Source organism: Flavobacterium urumqiense (assembly GCF_900108015.1).
In the GTDB taxonomy this organism is placed as follows: domain Bacteria; phylum Bacteroidota; class Bacteroidia; order Flavobacteriales; family Flavobacteriaceae; genus Flavobacterium; species Flavobacterium urumqiense.
Map to the genome: position 1 here is coordinate 60,429 of NZ_FNVP01000006.1, position 17,059 is coordinate 77,487.

The window sequence follows — 17,059 nt, forward strand, 5'->3', positions numbered from 1 at the left end:
CAGAAAATAAAATAGTAAAAAATAAATCCATAAAAAAAGCCATTCTTTCGAATGGCTTTTCTTTTATAAAATATAAAATTAGATTTTAAATCTTTTTCTATCAGTTTCTGTCAAATAGATTTTTCTCAAACGAATAGATTTTGGTGTAACCTCTACATATTCATCTTTTTGAATGTACTCTAAAGCCTCTTCTAATGAGAAAATAATCGGAGGGATAATCCTTGCTTTTTCATCATTTCCAGAAGAACGAACGTTAGATTGTTTTTTCTCTTTAGTTACGTTTACACACATATCATCTGCACGAGAGTTTTCTCCAATTACCTGACCTTCGTAAATTTCGGCATTTGGTTCAACAAAAAATTTACCACGATCTTGCAATTTATCGATAGAATAAGGAATAGCTTTTCCTTTCTCCATAGAAATCAATGAACCTTTGTTACGTCCCGCAATTTCTCCTTTGTAAGGCTCATATCCAATAAAACGGTGTGCCATAATAGCCTCACCAGCTGTTGCAGTAAGTAATTGATTACGCAATCCAATAATTCCACGAGATGGAATATTAAATTTTACAATCATACGTTCCCCTTTAGTTTCCATAGAAAGCATTTCTCCTTTACGCATTGTAACGAATTCAACTGCTCTACCTGAAAGATTTTCTGGCAAATCGATTGTCAATTCCTCAATTGGCTCACATTTTTTACCATCAATTTCTTTGATGATAACTTGTGGTTGACCAATTTGTAGCTCATACCCTTCTCTTCTCATTGTTTCAATAAGAACAGATAAGTGAAGTACTCCACGACCAAAAACCATGAACTTATCAGCTGAATCAGTTTCACCCAATTTCATTGCTAAGTTTTTCTCTAATTCTTTTGTCAAACGATCTCTAATATGACGAGAAGTTACAAATTTACCCTCTTTACCAAAGAAAGGAGAGTCATTAATTGTAAACAACATACTCATAGTAGGCTCATCGATATCGATTGTTTTCAACGCTTCTGGGTTTTCAAAATCAGCGATAGTATCACCAATTTCAAATCCTTCAACACCAATGATTGCACAAATATCTCCAGCAATTACTTCTTGAACTTTCTTACGACCAAGTCCTTCAAAAGTGTGCAATTCCTTGATACGTGACTTAAAAATAGTACCGTCTCTTTTTACTAATGAGATTGGCATACCTTCTTTCAATACACCTCTTTCAAGACGACCAATAGCGATACGACCTGTAAAAGCTGAAAAGTCTAATGAAGTAATCAACATTTGTGGTGTTCCTTCAGAAACTTTTGGAGCTGGTACATTAGCAATAACCATATCCAATAATGCTTCAACATTATCTGTTACGTTTTCCCAATGGTCAGACATCCAGTTATTTTTAGCTGAACCGTAAACTGTTGGAAAATCCAACTGCCACTCTTCTGCTCCTAATTCGAACATTAAGTCAAAAACTTTCTCATGAACTTCTTCAGGAGTACAGTTTTCTTTATCTACTTTATTAATAACGACGCAAGGTTTCAAACCTAAGTCTAGTGCTTTTTGTAATACAAAACGAGTTTGAGGCATTGGGCCTTCAAATGCATCCACAAGTAAACAAACTCCATCAGCCATATTCAATACACGCTCTACTTCACCACCAAAATCGGCGTGACCAGGAGTATCGATAATGTTGATTTTTGTTCCTTTGTATACTACAGAAACATTTTTTGAAGTAATAGTAATACCTCTTTCACGCTCTAAGTCGTTGTTATCAAGGATTAAGTCACCTGTGTTTTCGTTGTCACGAAATAACTGACAGTGATACATAATTTTATCAACCAAAGTTGTTTTACCGTGATCGACGTGGGCAATAATTGCAATGTTTCTAATAGATTCCATCTGTGATTTTTAATGGGTGCAAAGGTACACTTTATTTTGATATAAAAAATATTTATGCAATAGTTTACATATTGTTAACGTATTACATTAAAAATAAAGGAGCAAAAAGAGACAAAATAAGTTCAAATGTTATTTAGTATTTTAACATTATTTCTATATATTTGAGTAATGAAAAACAAAACCAATCAAATAATTATAATTTATATCCTCATCTCCTTATTTTTGGCCATTGTTTGCCATAAATTACTTCAAAAATTCACCTACAACACTAGCTATCAAAACTATAATTTCGTAAAAGATTTGCTATTTATAATTTTTACAGGAATAGCTTACAAATTAATTTTATCAAAAAACGACAATCAAAACGCGTCAATTGTCGAAAAACTTAAGAAGACAAATGAAGAAATTAAAGAGTCAAATGAAAAATATGATATTGTAGCAAAAGCAACAAGTGACACGATATGGGACTGGAAAATACAAGAAGACAATTTTAATTGGAATAAAGGAATAGAAGTGATTTTTGGGTATACACAAGAGGAAGTTGGCAGCAGTTCCACTTGGTGGTTTGAAAAGATACATCCTGAAGACAGTATAAAGATGTCGATTAAACTATATTCATTTATAGAACAAAAAACGGAGAATTGGCAAGATCAATATCGCTTTAAATGTGCTAATGGCAGTTATAAATACGTTTTAGATAAAGGTTTCCTTTTAAAAGATGAAGAAGGAAAAGCAATAAGGATGATTGGTGCGATCCAGGATATCACAAAACAAAAAGAAGAAGAACAACGCCTTAAATTATTAGAAACCGTCATTACACAGTCCAAAGATTCCATAATTATTACGGAACCAGATTTTAAAAATTCTGAAATTCCCAAAATAATATATGTCAATCCGGCCTTTTCCGTCATGTCCGGATATCCCATAGATGAAATTATTGGAAAAACTCCAAATATTTTCAAAGGTCCTAATTCTGATAAAGAAGAATATAGAAAATTAATTGATGCTTTAAAAAAGAAACAAGAATGCCTAATTGAAACCATTAGTTACAAAAAAAATAAAGAAGAATATTGGGTGCGTTTCTCTATGATTCCAATTTATGACACCGAAAATGAACTGTCACACTGGATATCAATACAACGAGATGTTTCGGAGGAAAAGAAACAAGAAAAAGAAAAAGAACAGCTTATCAGAGAATTAACTCAAAACAATAAAGACTTAAAACAGTTTTCTTACATTACTTCACATAACCTCAGAGCCCCATTATCTAATTTAACCGGACTTTTAAACTTAATCGAAGACATACCAATAGAAAATCAAGAATTAAAGGAAATTATAAATGGCTTTAGTAAATCAACTCATTTATTAAACGACACCGTTAACGACTTAGTAAAAGTAATTATCATCAAAGACAATCCGTCTATTCAAAAAGAAGCTGTACTCCTAAAAGAAATTTTTGAAAACGTTTTTAACCAATTAAGTTTTCAAATAGAATTATACAAACCAATAATTAAACTTAATTTCGAAAAAGTTTCTGTTTTAAACACAAACAAAGCGTACATAGAAAGCATTATGCTAAACCTATTGACAAATGCCATAAAATACAAATCCGAAAACAGACAGTTAAAAATAACAATAAATGCTAGCGAAGTTGACGATATTGTTTACCTAACATTTCAAGACAATGGAATTGGAATTGATTTAGAAAGAAATCGAGATAAAGTTTTTGGACTCTATCAAAGATTTCACAATTATCCTGACAGTAAAGGATTAGGATTATATTTAGTCAAATCCCAAGTTGAAACTATGGGAGGAACTATTAGCATTGAGAGCGAAGTAAACAAAGGAACTTCATTCACATTAACATTTAAAAATAAACAATAATGTTAGACCAAATTTTATGCATTGATGACGATCCTATAACACTTATGTTATGCGAAAAAGTGATCATTAAAGCTTCCTTTTCAAATGAAATTATCACTGCAGAAAACGGAGAAGAAGCCCTTCATTACTTTAACACTTTAAAATATACTAACACTGAAAATCAATTAAAAAGACATCCACAATTAATTTTTTTGGATCTAAATATGCCAATTATGGGAGGTTGGGAATTTCTGGATCATTTTAAAAGCGAAGCATTCTCTGAATTTAAAGATATAAAGATTATCATTCTTTCCTCAACTGTAGACCCCGAAGACCGAGAAAAGTCAAAAGCCTACCCTATGGTAATTGATTTCCTATCGAAACCTATCACCTTAACCATGCTTGAATACTTAAAAAATAAAATCTAAAAGCTAGTACTATTGATTTTTTTTAGCCTAGAACATTTGCTGTCAGTGTTACCTAAAAAATAAAATTTAATAAAAACACTGTATAAAAAAAGCTCCCAATATATGGGAGCTTTCTTTATATGTAGATAAATTATATTAATTACAATTTAGCAACGTGTTTCGTTAATTTAGATTTTAAATTAGAAGCTTTGTTATCATGAATGATATTTTTCTTAGCTAATTTATCAATCATAGATATTACATTTGACAATTTAGAAGTAGCATCTACTTTATCAGTTGCTATTCTTAATGCTTTAATTGCATTACGAGTAGTTTTGTGTTGGTATCTGTTTAATACTCTTCTCTTTTCGTTACTTCTAATTCTTTTTAGAGCTGATTTATGATTTGCCATTTTATTGCTTTTTTATCTTTTACTATTTTTTTTGTAGTCCGTAAGGGAATCGAACCCCTGTTACCAAGACGAAATCTTGGCGTCCTAACCCCTAGACGAACGGACCTTATCCTCCTAAGTTATTTCAATCTACTACAATTGAATTTGTAGCCCGTAGCGGAATCGAACCGCTCTTACATGGATGAAAACCATGCGTCCTAACCGATAGACGAACGGGCCATTTTTCCTTCTAAGTTCAGGATAACTATAACATGCAAAAAAATAGTAGCCCGTAGCGGAATCGAACCGCTCTTACATGGATGAAAACCATGCGTCCTAACCGATAGACGAACGGGCCTGCTTCTCTAATGCGGATGCAAAAATACAACTATTTTTGAAACGTACAATAGTAGACGCGAAAAAATTTATTTTTTTTTAATATGCCTTCGCAAACAACACTCTTCCTATGGACTCACCACCAGTAAACACACAGCTTCCCACCTCTTCTACTCTGTCTAAAGGAATACATCTGATGGTCGCTTTAGTCAAGTCTTTAATCTTCTCTTCAGTAGCTGCAGTTCCATCCCAATGAGCTGATACAAAGCCTCCTTTAGTGTCCAAAACTTGTTTAAATTCATCAAAACTATTTACTTCAGTAATATGCGTATTTCGATAATTCAATGCTTTTTCGAACAATTCTTTTTGAATTTGTTCTAACAAATCGCTGATATAAGTCGTAATTCCTTCTTTTGAAATAATTTCTTTTGATAATGTATCTCTTCGTGCAACTTCAAAAGTTCCATTTTCTAAATCTTTAGGACCTACCGCAATTCTAACAGGAACACCTTTTAATTCCCATTCTGCAAATTTAAAACCTGGTTTTTGAGTTGTTCTATTGTCGTATTTCACAGAAATATTCAATTTCTTAAATGCTTTTACCAAAACCTCTACTTCGGCCGTTATGGCTTCTAGTTGTTCGTCTGTTTTATATATAGGAACCACTACCACTTGAATCGGCGCCAAATTAGGAGGTAAAACCAACCCTTGATCATCAGAATGCGTCATTACTAAAGCGCCCATCAAACGAGTTGAAACGCCCCAAGAAGTTCCCCAAACATGTTCTTGCTTTCCTTCGGCATTAGCAAATTTAACATCAAATGCTTTTGCAAAGTTCTGGCCTAAAAAATGAGATGTTCCAGCCTGCAATGCTTTTCCGTCCTGCATTAAGGCTTCGATACAATAGGTCTCTTCAGCTCCTGCAAAACGCTCTGTTTCCGTTTTTATTCCCTTTATAACCGGAATTGCCATGAAATTCTCGGCAAAATCAGCATAAACATTCATCATTTTTTCAGATTCTTCAACAGCCTCTGCTTTTGTAGCATGAGCTGTGTGCCCTTCTTGCCACAAAAATTCAGCAGTACGTAAAAATAATCTGGTTCTCATTTCCCATCGAACAACATTTGCCCATTGGTTAATTAACAACGGTAAATCTCTATAAGACTGAACCCATCCTTTGTATGTTGACCAAATAATAGCTTCACTCGTTGGACGAACGATTAATTCTTCTTCCAGCTTCGCATTAGGATCAACCATAAGCTTCCCTGGTCTATCAGGGTCATTTTTCAATCTATAATGAGTAACAATTGCACATTCTTTTGCAAATCCCTCTGCATTTTTCTCTTCTGCTTCAAACATGCTTTTTGGAACAAATAAAGGAAAATAGGCGTTTTGATGACCTGTTTCTTTAAACATTCGATCCAACTCCGCTTGCATTTTTTCCCAAATTGCATAACCGTAAGGCTTGATTACCATACAACCTCTTACACCTGAATTTTCGGCTAGATCAGCCTTGACAACCAGTTCGTTATACCATTTTGAATAATCTTCTGATCTTGTAGTTAAGTTCTTACTCATATTGAATAGTTTGGCACAAATTTTGTTTTAATTATTTTAACTAAATAGTTCCGCAAAACTAACTATTTTTGTATTGTCCAACAATAAAAAACCCCATAGATATGAAAACTAGTACTTTTTCCTTCAGAAATACATCAATTTATTATATTGTTGGGTTTTTGAGCATTCTGTTGTCCTCTTGTGGCTCCTATCAAAACAGTTCTTATTACGATAGAGACGGAATATATGGAACTACAGAGAGTGAAAACATTCAAAGAGAACCTCAAGTTGGCGCAAATAATCGGTACAAGGATTATTTTAGTTCTTTGCAAAACGACAATCAGTCAACTCAAATTTTCACTGATGTTGATAATTACAATGACTCAAATCAAAACGACCAACAAAATAGTTCCAGTTATGGTGACTGGGGAAGTAATTACCAAAAAGCGGACATAAATATATATCCAAACCAATGGAGTCTATCAGTAGGAATGGGATGGGGGTATCCTTCTTATGGATGGGGAGACTATAATTACGGATTTGGATATCCTAACTATTATGGATATTTTGGTTACGGATGGGGATATCCAAATTATGGATGGGGAAACCAAAATTATGGATGGGGATACCAAAATTATGGATGGAATTATCCTTATTATGGGTATTCAAATTACGGTTACTACAATAACAACAATTATTCTTATAACCCGAGCAGGAGAGGCTCTAATTATTCGAACAATATAAACAGCACCCGAAACTATAGTAATAATAGAAGTTCAAATGACTATTCTCAAAACCAAGTTAACGGTACTAGAGGAGGAAACTATAGAAACTCTACTTATAACAACACTACAACAAGTCCTACCTTTAGTAGAAATCAATACCAAAATCAAAACAACTCGAGCTACACGCCCGCCAGAAGAGCTAATACGACAAACTCTCGTAGTGATAATAATAATACAAGAACTTACACGCCAAGCCCTAGAAGCAACGCTAATTCATCATCAAGATCGTATAGCCCCAGTTCAAACTCTGGCAGCAGCAGTGATGGTGGAAGATCATCCGGAGGCGGAGGAAGAAGAAGATAATCTTTACTTTAAATTGAATAAAAAACTAAATTTAAGCTGATATAAAATGAAAAAAATTTTATTCCTATTACTAACTGGCTTCACTTTTAGTGCAGCTCAATCACAAGAGATAACGGATGCCATGCGGTACGCACAAGATAACTTGAATGGCACTGCACGCTTTAGAGCTATGGGAGGTGCTTTCGGAGCTCTTGGCGGCGATTTATCCTCTTTGAATATAAATCCAGCTGGTTCAGCGGTTTTTTCAAATAATCAAATAGCGGTAACTTTAAGTAGCTACAATACAAAAAATAATTCAAATTATTTTGGCACAACAAATACAGAGAAAGACAACTCCTTTGATTTAAATCAAGCAGGGGGTGTTTTTGTTTTTAAAAATGGAAACTCAAACAGCAATTGGAAAAAGTTTTCATTGGCGGTGAATTATGACAATATAAACAATTACAATAATTCATTGTTTTCGAGTGGAACTAATCCAACCAACTCAGTTGATAGCTATTTTTTGAGTTATGCCGATGGAATACCATTAAGTGAACTAAGAGATTCTAGTTATAGAAATTTAGATAACGGAGCACAACAAGGGTATTTAGGATATCAAGGATACATCATCAATCCAGTTGATCCTAATAATAACAACAACACCCAATACACAACAAATGTTCCTGCTGGAGGAAATTATTATCAGGAAAATACGGTACTAACAAACGGATACAACGGAAAATTATCTTTTAATGCCGCTACTTCTTTCAAAGACATATTATATATAGGATTGAACCTAAACTCTCATTTTACAGATTACAGACAATCGACGAGTTTTTATGAAGACAATAGCGCTCCATTGACTACTAATTATACAGTAACAAGATTGCGTTTTGATAATGAATTGTACACTTACGGAACTGGTTTTTCATTTCAATTGGGTGCTATTGCAAAAGTTACTGACGAAATTCGCTTAGGTCTGGCTTATGAATCATCAACTTGGTATCATTTGAGTGATGAATTTTCTCAAAAACTAGTTGCTGTAAGCAGTGCAGCAAATCAAACTGATACAAATGATGTTGTAGATCCTCAAGTCACCAATCTGTATAATCCATACAAGTTACAAACACCCAGTAAACTGACAGGAAGTTTTGCTTATGTTTTTGGAAAATCTGGATTAATAAGCATTGATTATGCGATGAAAGACTACAGCAACACCAAATTTAAACCTGAAAACGATTCCTATTTCAGTGATGTAAACAGCTATATGAATTCTGTTTTAGATAAAACTAACGAAGTAAGAGTAGGTGCCGAATATAAAATTGAGAAATTGAGTTTACGAGCAGGATACCGTTACGAACAAAGTCCTTATAAAAACAAAACCACTGTTGGTGACTTAACTGGTTATTCAGGAGGTTTGGGTTATAATTTTGGTTCAACCAAAGTAGATTTGGCTTATTCAACTGCGGAAAGAAATTCGCACCAAGCTTTCTTTAATCAGGGATTCACAGATGGTGCAAATATAAAAACTAGCAATAACAATATTTCTTTGACTTTATTATTTGAATTGTAATTTCTAAAAATACTATAGAAAATCCGTTTCGTTATCATGGAACGGATTTTTTTTTAGCCCTGATAAAAGTGGAAATCCTCCCGATTTTTTTTTCGGGAGATTGCAACGGATAGCAGGAATAGCTCCATAAAAATTTGAAAAGAAACTGAAACAAGTTCAGTTTGAATAAAAAATCGTAATTTTGCAAACTTCCCAAATTATCGGGAGTATAATACTATGAGAACGAAGTCCTTAAAAAAGAATAAAATCAATGTGATCACTCTTGGGTGTTCAAAAAATGTATATGACAGTGAAGTTCTTATGGGTCAACTCCGTGCCAGCGGAAAAGATGTTGAACATGAAGCGCCAGCCGAAAGTGAAGGAAACATTATTGTAATAAATACTTGTGGATTTATCGATAATGCTAAGGCAGAATCAGTAAATATGATTTTAGAATATGCAGACAAAAAAGAAAGAGGTTTAGTAGATAAGGTTTTCGTTACCGGATGCCTTTCAGAACGTTACAGACCTGATTTAGAAAAAGAAATTCCTAATGTGGATCAATTTTTTGGTACTACAGAATTACCACAATTATTGAAAGCTTTAGGAGCTGATTATAAACATGAATTATTAGGAGAACGTTTAACAACAACTCCAAAAAATTACGCGTATTTAAAAATTTCTGAAGGTTGTGACAGACCGTGCAGTTTTTGTGCGATTCCATTAATGCGAGGAAAAAATATTTCTCAAACCATTGAAAAATTAGTAAAGGAAGCAGAAGGTTTAGCTAAAAACGGAGTTAAAGAACTAATATTGATTGCTCAGGATTTGACTTATTACGGTCTTGATCTTTACAAAAAGAGAAATCTTGGCGAATTGCTGGAAGCATTAGTAAAAGTGGAAGGAATCGAATGGATTCGTTTGCATTACGCCTTCCCTACTGGCTTTCCTATGGATGTTTTAGAAATCATGAAACGCGAACCTAAGATTTGTAACTATATTGATATTCCGTTACAACATATTTCAGATTCAATTTTGAAGTCGATGAGAAGAGGAACAACTCAGGCAAAAACAACAAAATTATTGAAAAATTTCCGTGAAGCAGTTCCCGGGATGGCAATTCGTACAACTTTGATTGTGGGATATCCTGGAGAAACGCAAGAAGATTTTAATATTTTAAAAGATTTCGTTCAAGAAATGAAATTTGACAGAATGGGTTGTTTTGCGTATTCTCATGAAGAAAACACACATGCTTATTTACTGGAAGATGATGTTCCTGATACCGTAAAACAAGAACGAGCCAACGAAATAATGGAATTGCAATCTCAAATTTCCTGGGATTTAAACCAAGAAAAAGTAGGTCAGATATTTAAATGCATTGTTGACAGAAAAGAAGGTGGACATTTTGTAGGCCGAACTGAATTTGACAGTCCAGACGTTGATAATGAAGTACTTATTGATGCCTCCAAACATTATGTAAAAACAGGAGAGTTCGTAATGATAAAAATTATCGAAGCAACTGAATTTGATTTGTACGGCGAGCCCGTTTAGATTTTTATTATCCATTCCAACCCTTATAAAATATTCAATATGAAAATAGTTCAATCGTTAGCAATAAGTGTTTTTGTGTTATTATCAATTCAAACTGTTTCTGCTCAATACGGAAACAATGGATATGGAGGAGGCGGTTACGGAGGTAATGGCTATGGCAATAATGGCCGAATGAATAATGGAATGAGTCAAGATAGAGGTCAGGATAAACCAAAAGAGATATCAGCCGAAGAAACGATAAGCAAAATAATGCTTAAATTAAAACCGGCAGTGTCCTTAGACGAGCTTCAGGAAATTGCAATCTCTAATATCCTATTAGAGAGCATCAAAAGACAAGGTGTTATTTTGAAACAAGAAGCAAACCAAAGTGGTCAAATGAAAGAGCTTCAAATACTTTCAGAAAATACAGAAAGTAAAGTTATTGAATTATTAAATGACGATCAAAAGGAAAAGTATAAAATCTTTTCAGATGAAAGTAAAAATCCAAAAAAGTCCAAAAAAAATAGATAACACTTTTTTGGAACTAAAAAAATGTAACCGTAAATATAAGCATGAGGAATTCTTTTTATTACCTTATTTTAACTTTAATCATTATTTCTTGTTCAACAAATCCGTACAAAGCGAGCGAGAAAATATATGATACAAAACTCAATGCATTAAAAGAAACCATTTCAAGTAAGGGATCAGTTTCTTTACCATTGGTCAATAATTATAAAATCACAATTGATACTTTATTTACCAATCAATTGCATAATGTCAAAGATTCGATTTCAAGAACCGGACTTACCATTTTGAAAAATGGTGTAAACACAGAATGGGTTAGTACGGTAAATTTTAATTTAAGGAAACCTAATTTTATTATCATTCATCATACAGCACAAGATTCTTTACAACAAACTATTAAAACATTCACTTTAGCAAATACTCAGGTCAGCGCTCACTATGTAATTGGTGATGATGGTAGAGTAGTACAAATGCTGAATGATTATTTAAGAGCATGGCACGGGGGAACTGGATCTTGGGGCAAAAATACCGACATCAATTCGGCATCTATAGGAATTGAGCTTGATAACAATGGTACCGAAGTTTTTTCAGACACTCAAATTAATAGCTTGTTGGCACTTTTAACTAAATTAAAAAAAGACTACAACATTCCAGCTCAAAATATTATTGGACATTCTGATATTGCACCTACCAGAAAAAAAGACCCAAGTGCATTATTTCCATGGAAAATTTTAGCTGAAAATGGCTTTGGTATTTGGTCTGATGAAATATTAGAAACTGCTCCTTTAGACTTTAATATTGAACAGGGATTACGAATTATAGGATATGATACAAAAAATCTTTCTTCAGCTATTATGGCTTTTAAATTGCATTATATTCAGTCCGCCGTCAATGATATAGTAGATGATAACACTAAAAATATAATTTACTCGATTTATAAGAAACAATAATTTATTAGTTTCAAATAAATACAGTCCATCGGCTTTTTGATAAATTCAAAAAGCCGATTTTTTGTTTATTATTGTTCTTAATTCAGGATATTTTACGCAGTCCAAATCACTACATTGAGACTATTAAACATCAACAAGATCCTAAACTACTGTGTATAATAATCATTTTATAAAAGATTAATTTGACATTACACGCAACCAAATTACTCTTATAAAACACCTTGATTAAGTTGTTTCAATAAAAAAAGCTGCCAAAATACTTAAAAAGTATCTTGACAGCAAAAAAAAATATTGCCTTCTCTGATTTGATTAAAAACTGTAAGTTGTTCCTAACAAAACATAAGCGTTAGAACTTGACGGGCTTGAATTGCTAGCCATAAATACATTTTTTGATGAAAGGTCAATTCTAGCCTCAGGAATGATTGTTAAATTTCCAACTTTGTAGTTCAACGAAAGTGTGTTTCCTACGATACTAGATCCACCTAAAGCAGAAAGTGTTACAACAGCATCCGATGCATCAAAATATTCCAATCTGTATGCTAAATTAAGATTACTTTTTGGAGCATAAGTAGCATATCCAATTAAAGCAAACCATTTTTCGTCATTCACGCTAGTTATATCATCACTTATTAAAGCATAAGTTCCATTAAATCCTAATGAGAATTTATTAGAAATCTTTTTAGAAGCTACTACATCAAATTGTGTTTTGTTTACACTAGTTGCAGGATTTGAGCTACCAGAAGTTGCATTAAAATATACACTCCCTGAATCCCCAACATAAGCAACTTGCCCGATGAAAGTTTTTTGAACTGAACCGGCTTCAATAGCCGTTTTAAAATCTGTAGGATTAGTTACCCCAGCCATAAAACTTACTTTACCCAAAGTATACTGCGCTTTTACACCAGTATTAAAAAAAGGTCCATTGGTAAAAGCATAAGACATGCTATAGTTTTTATTATCGACAGCATCCAATAATTCATACCCTAAATGAGTAGCAAAACTACCTGCAATAACTTTAAATTTATCTGAAATTTCATAAGTGAAATTTAATTGCTTTATCATAAATGAATTTGTATTGTCATTATATGTAAACTCTTTGGCTCTGTTTCCAAATCCCAAATCCACAAAAATAGCTGCCTTTCCCATTTTATGAGAAGCCTCAATAGAAACCATCCCTAACTCAAAAGAGTTGTGAGAATTAGTAAAACTCGTTTTTCCGTTTCCGGGTAAGTTATCAAAATCATATTTATAATACATATCAGCCGATCCTCCAAAAGTAGTCGCTTGCGCCGGTGTGTCTTGTGCAAATGTTACGACTGTCGTTAGTAAAATTATTAAAATGGTTAATGATTTTTTCATGATTAATTTAGTTTTAGTTATTAATCTGGTTGGTTATTACTTTCTTAAAATAGGGTAATAATTATACTAAATTGGCACTTTACAGTAACTAAACCACAAAAAACTAACCTTTAATTCTCAGTTTTTTTAAGGACTAAACTCCAATTTATATGGCGAATTTATTGACTTTTATCTTATGCAGATAATTAAAAATTACTTTTTTGGCTATTTTAGTGAAGAATTATTAATAACAAAAAATCATGATTAAATAATGAATATTTCATATTTATAATTATTAAATTCGAAAAATCAATAATCAACAATACAAATAATACCCCTACTTTTTTCAATATAAAAACAAAAAATAAATTTTAAATGCTACTTTTTTAATATTTTTTAATAAATATTTAATCAATACCCCCCATACAAAAGCACATAAACCATATTACATATAATTTATAAAAAATAAATAAGGATTGATTTTAAAAAAATAGTAAATTAAGATTAATCGATAAAACAAAAAAACTGCCAAAATACTAAACAGTAATTTGGCAGTTTCAACAATTTTATTAAAAATTTACTTGATAGTAAAAGTCATACCGGCTGAAAAGAAATTTCTCTCCGTTTTGATCAGATTATCATTCTCATCAAATTCTTGAACTCCGTAGTCATTATTTGTATATCTAACAAAAACAGGAATGCTATAATTTTTTGTTATTTTAAACACTTTTGCAATATTTACTCCAACATTCGAGAAAGTAAAACCCGCTTTTCCACTGGCGTCAACTCCATAATAACCGCCATTAATGACTGCTGCTCCAACAAAAGGTCTTATGTCAACGCTTGCTTTATCTATTGAATACGTATATCCTATTTCAGCATAACTAGAATAAGCTCTGGTAGTCGGATTCCCATTTTCATCATATTTATAATCTCCGCCTCCAATAAACGTATTCCATTGAAAATCCAATGGCACTCCTTTTTCAGAAAAATCTAACAATACTGAAAGGTCTAAGCTTTGTGCTGAACCCTCTGAATAATCAAAATAGCTGCTTCTTTCCCAATCTGGATTATTCTTAGTAGCAGGCCAATAGTAATCACTCAACATTACTTTCACCACAGGCGATATTTGATAGGAAATACTCCAATCAAACTCGTTGTACGCATCGGCAGCATTAGAAAAATTTGTTGTTGCCCAAACTCCAACACTAAGTTTATCTGTAAAAGCATAAGCCATATAAGGCTGAAAAGCTACTTTATCTCCATAATATTTTATCCCTCTCCATAAATAAGGATACACAACATCTACAGCTGCCGTAAATTTAGGTTCTTGCACTTCCGGTTCAGCAATAGGGGAAGCAACGAGTGTGTCTTGTGCAAATGCCAAACTACTTGTTAGCATTAAAGTTAAAATCATTACTACTTTTTTCATATTTTGTTGGTTTTTGGTTGGTTAATTTTATTTAATATTATTCGATAATCAATGATTTCATATTCATAAACTCTTTAATTCCTATTTCAGATAATTCTCTTCCATACCCTGATTTTTTTGTCCCTCCAAAAGGAATTCTGGAATCAGAACGTACCAATGAGTTTATAAAAACATTTCCGGCTTCAATTTTTCTAGCTAATCTGTATGCATTTTCGCGATCTTCTGTCCAGATAGCCGATGCTAAACCATATCTGTGGTTATTTGCAATAGCAATAGCATCGTTTTCGTCTTTGGCTCTAATAATTGTAGCCAATGGACCAAACGTTTCCTCTTGAAAAGCAATATTATTGGCATCCACAAAATCAATTAATGTTGGTTGGAAATTGCAATTTTCTCGCTCTCCTCCTAGTACTAATTTGGCTCCTTGTTGTAATGATTTTTCTAATTGATGGCTTAGTTTTTCGGCCAAATCCAATCGAGCCAATGGTCCCATATTAATTCCGTCCTCTAACGGATTTCCTTGATGTAAAGCATTTACTTTTTGGGCAAAGAGAGCAGCAAATTCATCTGCTATTTTTTCAGTAACGATAAAACGTTTGGCACAAATGCATGCCTGACCTGCATTTAGCATTCTGGACTGTGTCGCAACAGTGGCTGCTTTTTCAATATTGGCGTCATTCAAAACAATAAATGCATCCGAACCTCCCAACTCCATAACTGATTTTTTGATATGCTTTCCAGCCAATGAAGCCACAGAAGAACCTGCCATTTCACTTCCAGTCAACGTAATTCCATGCACAATATCTGAAGCGATTACATTTTCGACTTGCGCAATATCAATAGTTATTTGTTGGAAAACACCTTTTGGAAAACCAGCTTCCAAAAATGCATTTTCGATTGCTTTGGCACAGCCAATAACGTTTGGAGCATGTTTTAAAAGTGTCACGTTCCCCGCCATAATTGCCGGCGCAGCATAACGCAATACTTGCCAAAAAGGGTAATTCCAAGGCATAATCGCAAAAACAGCACCCATCGGATCATAAACAGACATACTAGTAAAAGGCGTATCATACTTTTCATCTTTCAGCATTTTCTCTGCATTTTCAGCATAGAAGTCGCAATTTCCTGCTGATTTTTCGACTTCACTAATTCCTTCAGGTAAAATTTTACCCATTTCATTAGTAATCAATAAACCTAACTCACCCTTCTTTGCTCTCAGAATATTGGCCAGTTTTTTCATTTTATCAGCTCTTTCCTGAAAAGATGTATTTCGCCAATTTTTAAAAGCAATTTCTGATAATTCCAATTTCTGATTCAATTGTGCGTTCGTCAACACTTCGTGTTCTGCGATAATTTCTCTTGAAAATGGATTTATTGATTTGAATATCATTTTATTTTTTATTTAAAGTTTTTGCTTTTGAACCATTAAGATAACACCCTTATTAAGTTCAGTAATAAATCGAAATTTGTTTAGCTTTTAACTGCGATTAAATGCTGCAAACTGAACAATTTTTTAATGGTTCTCGCTTAATTTAGTGTTTGGATCCAAAGGCCAATACATCAATACCGAACAATTTCCGCTTCTCGGATCATCTAAATAATCAAACAATGGTTCCACCAGAATGAATCCACATTTGGTTTGAGCCGTAACAGTTGGATCAATAATTTCACCTTTTATCAATTTATCACAATATTCCGCAATGGTCATTTGATCTTTTACTTTGTCATAACCTATAGGCATCCCAGCCGTCATTTGTCCTTTGCAACCTAATGCTTTGGCGACATCATGACGTGCATTATAAATTTCCCTTCCGATGCCTTTTCCTTGGTAATCCGGATGAACAGAAACATCCAATCCATAAATCCAGTCGGCCTTAGGATCGTGTGTTCCCAACCATAAATCATCAGAAATTTCTAAAAAAGTATGATGTCCTTTGTGGTAATTTTGAAGCAAAGTCGTACAAGAAGCGATCACATTATCACCATCCAAAACAATAAATTGTCCTTCTGGAAAAATCTCTAAATGTCTTTTATATTTTTCCTCTGTAATCAATTCTTCAGCAGACAAAGTAGGAAAAACAATTTCCTGTAATTCCGCTTGCTGTTTTGCATGTTCCGGAATAGGCGTCTGCAACGTGTATTTACCTAAAATTTCTTTTTTCATAATTTTCTATTTAATCTTATAATCATTTGGAACACCTCTCTCAACCGCGCTCGTGATGATAAAAACGCATTC

General features: G+C 33.2%; 14 protein-coding genes and 3 tRNA genes. 7 read left to right on the plus strand and 10 right to left on the minus strand.

From position 1 onward, the window contains the following. Positions 1 to 78: 78 nt before the first annotated feature. Positions 79 to 1,875 (minus strand): translational GTPase TypA, encoded by a 1,797-nt coding sequence (typA, locus tag C4S35_RS08725; RefSeq protein WP_103999815.1) that lies wholly within the window; start codon positions 1,873 to 1,875, stop codon positions 79 to 81. A 168-nt stretch (positions 1,876 to 2,043) separates the two neighbouring features. Here typA and C4S35_RS08730 point away from each other — a divergent pair, with 168 nt between their 5' ends. Together C4S35_RS08730 and C4S35_RS08735 are read left to right on the plus strand one after the other, a co-directional pair. Further along, the gene (locus C4S35_RS08730) at positions 2,044 to 3,759 is read left to right on the plus strand and encodes a PAS domain-containing sensor histidine kinase (RefSeq protein ID WP_103999816.1); all 1,716 of its coding nucleotides are present in this window, start codon (positions 2,044 to 2,046) and stop codon (positions 3,757 to 3,759) included. Further along, positions 3,759 to 4,166 carry a response regulator gene (locus tag C4S35_RS08735; protein ID WP_103999817.1) on the plus strand — a complete coding sequence of 136 codons (408 nt, stop codon included), beginning with the start codon at positions 3,759 to 3,761 and terminating at the stop codon, positions 4,164 to 4,166. Before C4S35_RS08730 ends, C4S35_RS08735 begins: the two co-directional genes overlap by 1 nt. 139 nt (positions 4,167 to 4,305) lie before the next feature. On the opposite strand, the gene rpsT is transcribed toward C4S35_RS08735, so the two are convergent. The 5 genes from rpsT to proS form a co-directional block, all read right to left on the minus strand. Further along, positions 4,306 to 4,557 carry a 30S ribosomal protein S20 gene (gene rpsT / locus C4S35_RS08740; RefSeq protein WP_073207384.1) on the minus strand — a complete coding sequence of 84 codons (252 nt, stop codon included), beginning with the start codon at positions 4,555 to 4,557 and terminating at the stop codon, positions 4,306 to 4,308. A gap of 34 nt (positions 4,558 to 4,591) precedes the next feature. After that, positions 4,592 to 4,663: transfer RNA gene (locus tag C4S35_RS08745), tRNA-Glu, on the minus strand. A gap of 41 nt (positions 4,664 to 4,704) precedes the next feature. After that, positions 4,705 to 4,776, minus strand: a tRNA-Glu gene (locus C4S35_RS08750). A 46-nt stretch (positions 4,777 to 4,822) separates the two neighbouring features. Beyond that, a tRNA-Glu gene (locus tag C4S35_RS08755) sits at positions 4,823 to 4,894 on the minus strand. 77 nt (positions 4,895 to 4,971) lie between these two features. Continuing rightward, entirely contained in the window at positions 4,972 to 6,450 is a 1,479-nt protein-coding gene (gene proS, locus C4S35_RS08760; RefSeq protein WP_103999818.1) for a proline--tRNA ligase, read from the minus strand. A gap of 101 nt (positions 6,451 to 6,551) precedes the next feature. Between proS and C4S35_RS08765 the strand changes: the two genes are divergently transcribed. The 5 genes from C4S35_RS08765 to C4S35_RS08785 all read left to right on the plus strand — a co-directional run bounded on the left by C4S35_RS08765 (position 6,552) and on the right by C4S35_RS08785 (position 12,053). After that, positions 6,552 to 7,517, plus strand: a complete 966-nt coding sequence (locus tag C4S35_RS08765; protein WP_103999819.1) for a hypothetical protein — start codon at positions 6,552 to 6,554, stop codon at positions 7,515 to 7,517. Positions 7,518 to 7,563: 46 nt separating this feature from the next. Continuing rightward, positions 7,564 to 9,069, plus strand: coding sequence for an OmpP1/FadL family transporter (locus C4S35_RS08770; protein WP_103999820.1), 1,506 nt, complete (start codon positions 7,564 to 7,566; stop codon positions 9,067 to 9,069). A 216-nt stretch (positions 9,070 to 9,285) separates the two neighbouring features. Continuing rightward, positions 9,286 to 10,599: a 30S ribosomal protein S12 methylthiotransferase RimO gene (rimO, locus tag C4S35_RS08775; RefSeq protein ID WP_103999821.1), complete on the plus strand. Its 1,314-nt coding sequence runs from the start codon at positions 9,286 to 9,288 to the stop codon at positions 10,597 to 10,599. 39 nt (positions 10,600 to 10,638) lie between these two features. Continuing rightward, entirely contained in the window at positions 10,639 to 11,109 is a 471-nt protein-coding gene (locus tag C4S35_RS08780) for a hypothetical protein (protein WP_103999822.1), read from the plus strand. A 41-nt stretch (positions 11,110 to 11,150) separates the two neighbouring features. Continuing rightward, positions 11,151 to 12,053 (plus strand): N-acetylmuramoyl-L-alanine amidase, encoded by a 903-nt coding sequence (locus tag C4S35_RS08785; protein WP_103999823.1) that lies wholly within the window; start codon positions 11,151 to 11,153, stop codon positions 12,051 to 12,053. A 309-nt stretch (positions 12,054 to 12,362) separates the two neighbouring features. Here the strand turns inward: C4S35_RS08785 and C4S35_RS08790 are convergent, their stop codons facing one another. From C4S35_RS08790 to C4S35_RS08805, 4 genes are all read right to left on the minus strand, one after another. Then, the gene (locus C4S35_RS08790) at positions 12,363 to 13,412 is read right to left on the minus strand and encodes an outer membrane beta-barrel protein (protein WP_103999824.1); all 1,050 of its coding nucleotides are present in this window, start codon (positions 13,410 to 13,412) and stop codon (positions 12,363 to 12,365) included. Between the two features lie 556 nt (positions 13,413 to 13,968). After that, positions 13,969 to 14,823: a TorF family putative porin gene (locus C4S35_RS08795; RefSeq protein WP_103999825.1), complete on the minus strand. Its 855-nt coding sequence runs from the start codon at positions 14,821 to 14,823 to the stop codon at positions 13,969 to 13,971. 37 nt (positions 14,824 to 14,860) lie between these two features. Further along, on the minus strand, positions 14,861 to 16,213 hold the full coding sequence (locus tag C4S35_RS08800; RefSeq protein WP_103999826.1) for an NAD-dependent succinate-semialdehyde dehydrogenase: 1,353 nt from the start codon (positions 16,211 to 16,213) through the stop codon (positions 14,861 to 14,863). Positions 16,214 to 16,336: 123 nt separating this feature from the next. After that, positions 16,337 to 16,987 (minus strand): GNAT family N-acetyltransferase, encoded by a 651-nt coding sequence (locus C4S35_RS08805; protein WP_103999827.1) that lies wholly within the window; start codon positions 16,985 to 16,987, stop codon positions 16,337 to 16,339. Positions 16,988 to 17,059 lie beyond the last annotated feature (72 nt).

Coding starts and splice junctions, on each gene's coding strand:
- typA (WP_103999815.1), bottom strand. CDS start 1,875: ATGGAATCTATTAGAAACATTGCAATTATTGCCCACGTCGATCACGGT.
- C4S35_RS08730 (WP_103999816.1), top strand. CDS start 2,044: ATGAAAAACAAAACCAATCAAATAATTATAATTTATATCCTCATCTCC.
- C4S35_RS08735 (WP_103999817.1), top strand. CDS start 3,759: ATGTTAGACCAAATTTTATGCATTGATGACGATCCTATAACACTTATG.
- rpsT (WP_073207384.1), bottom strand. CDS start 4,557: ATGGCAAATCATAAATCAGCTCTAAAAAGAATTAGAAGTAACGAAAAG.
- proS (WP_103999818.1), bottom strand. CDS start 6,450: ATGAGTAAGAACTTAACTACAAGATCAGAAGATTATTCAAAATGGTAT.
- C4S35_RS08765 (WP_103999819.1), top strand. CDS start 6,552: ATGAAAACTAGTACTTTTTCCTTCAGAAATACATCAATTTATTATATT.
- C4S35_RS08770 (WP_103999820.1), top strand. CDS start 7,564: ATGAAAAAAATTTTATTCCTATTACTAACTGGCTTCACTTTTAGTGCA.
- rimO (WP_103999821.1), top strand. CDS start 9,286: ATGAGAACGAAGTCCTTAAAAAAGAATAAAATCAATGTGATCACTCTT.
- C4S35_RS08780 (WP_103999822.1), top strand. CDS start 10,639: ATGAAAATAGTTCAATCGTTAGCAATAAGTGTTTTTGTGTTATTATCA.
- C4S35_RS08785 (WP_103999823.1), top strand. CDS start 11,151: ATGAGGAATTCTTTTTATTACCTTATTTTAACTTTAATCATTATTTCT.
- C4S35_RS08790 (WP_103999824.1), bottom strand. CDS start 13,412: ATGAAAAAATCATTAACCATTTTAATAATTTTACTAACGACAGTCGTA.
- C4S35_RS08795 (WP_103999825.1), bottom strand. CDS start 14,823: ATGAAAAAAGTAGTAATGATTTTAACTTTAATGCTAACAAGTAGTTTG.
- C4S35_RS08800 (WP_103999826.1), bottom strand. CDS start 16,213: ATGATATTCAAATCAATAAATCCATTTTCAAGAGAAATTATCGCAGAA.
- C4S35_RS08805 (WP_103999827.1), bottom strand. CDS start 16,987: ATGAAAAAAGAAATTTTAGGTAAATACACGTTGCAGACGCCTATTCCG.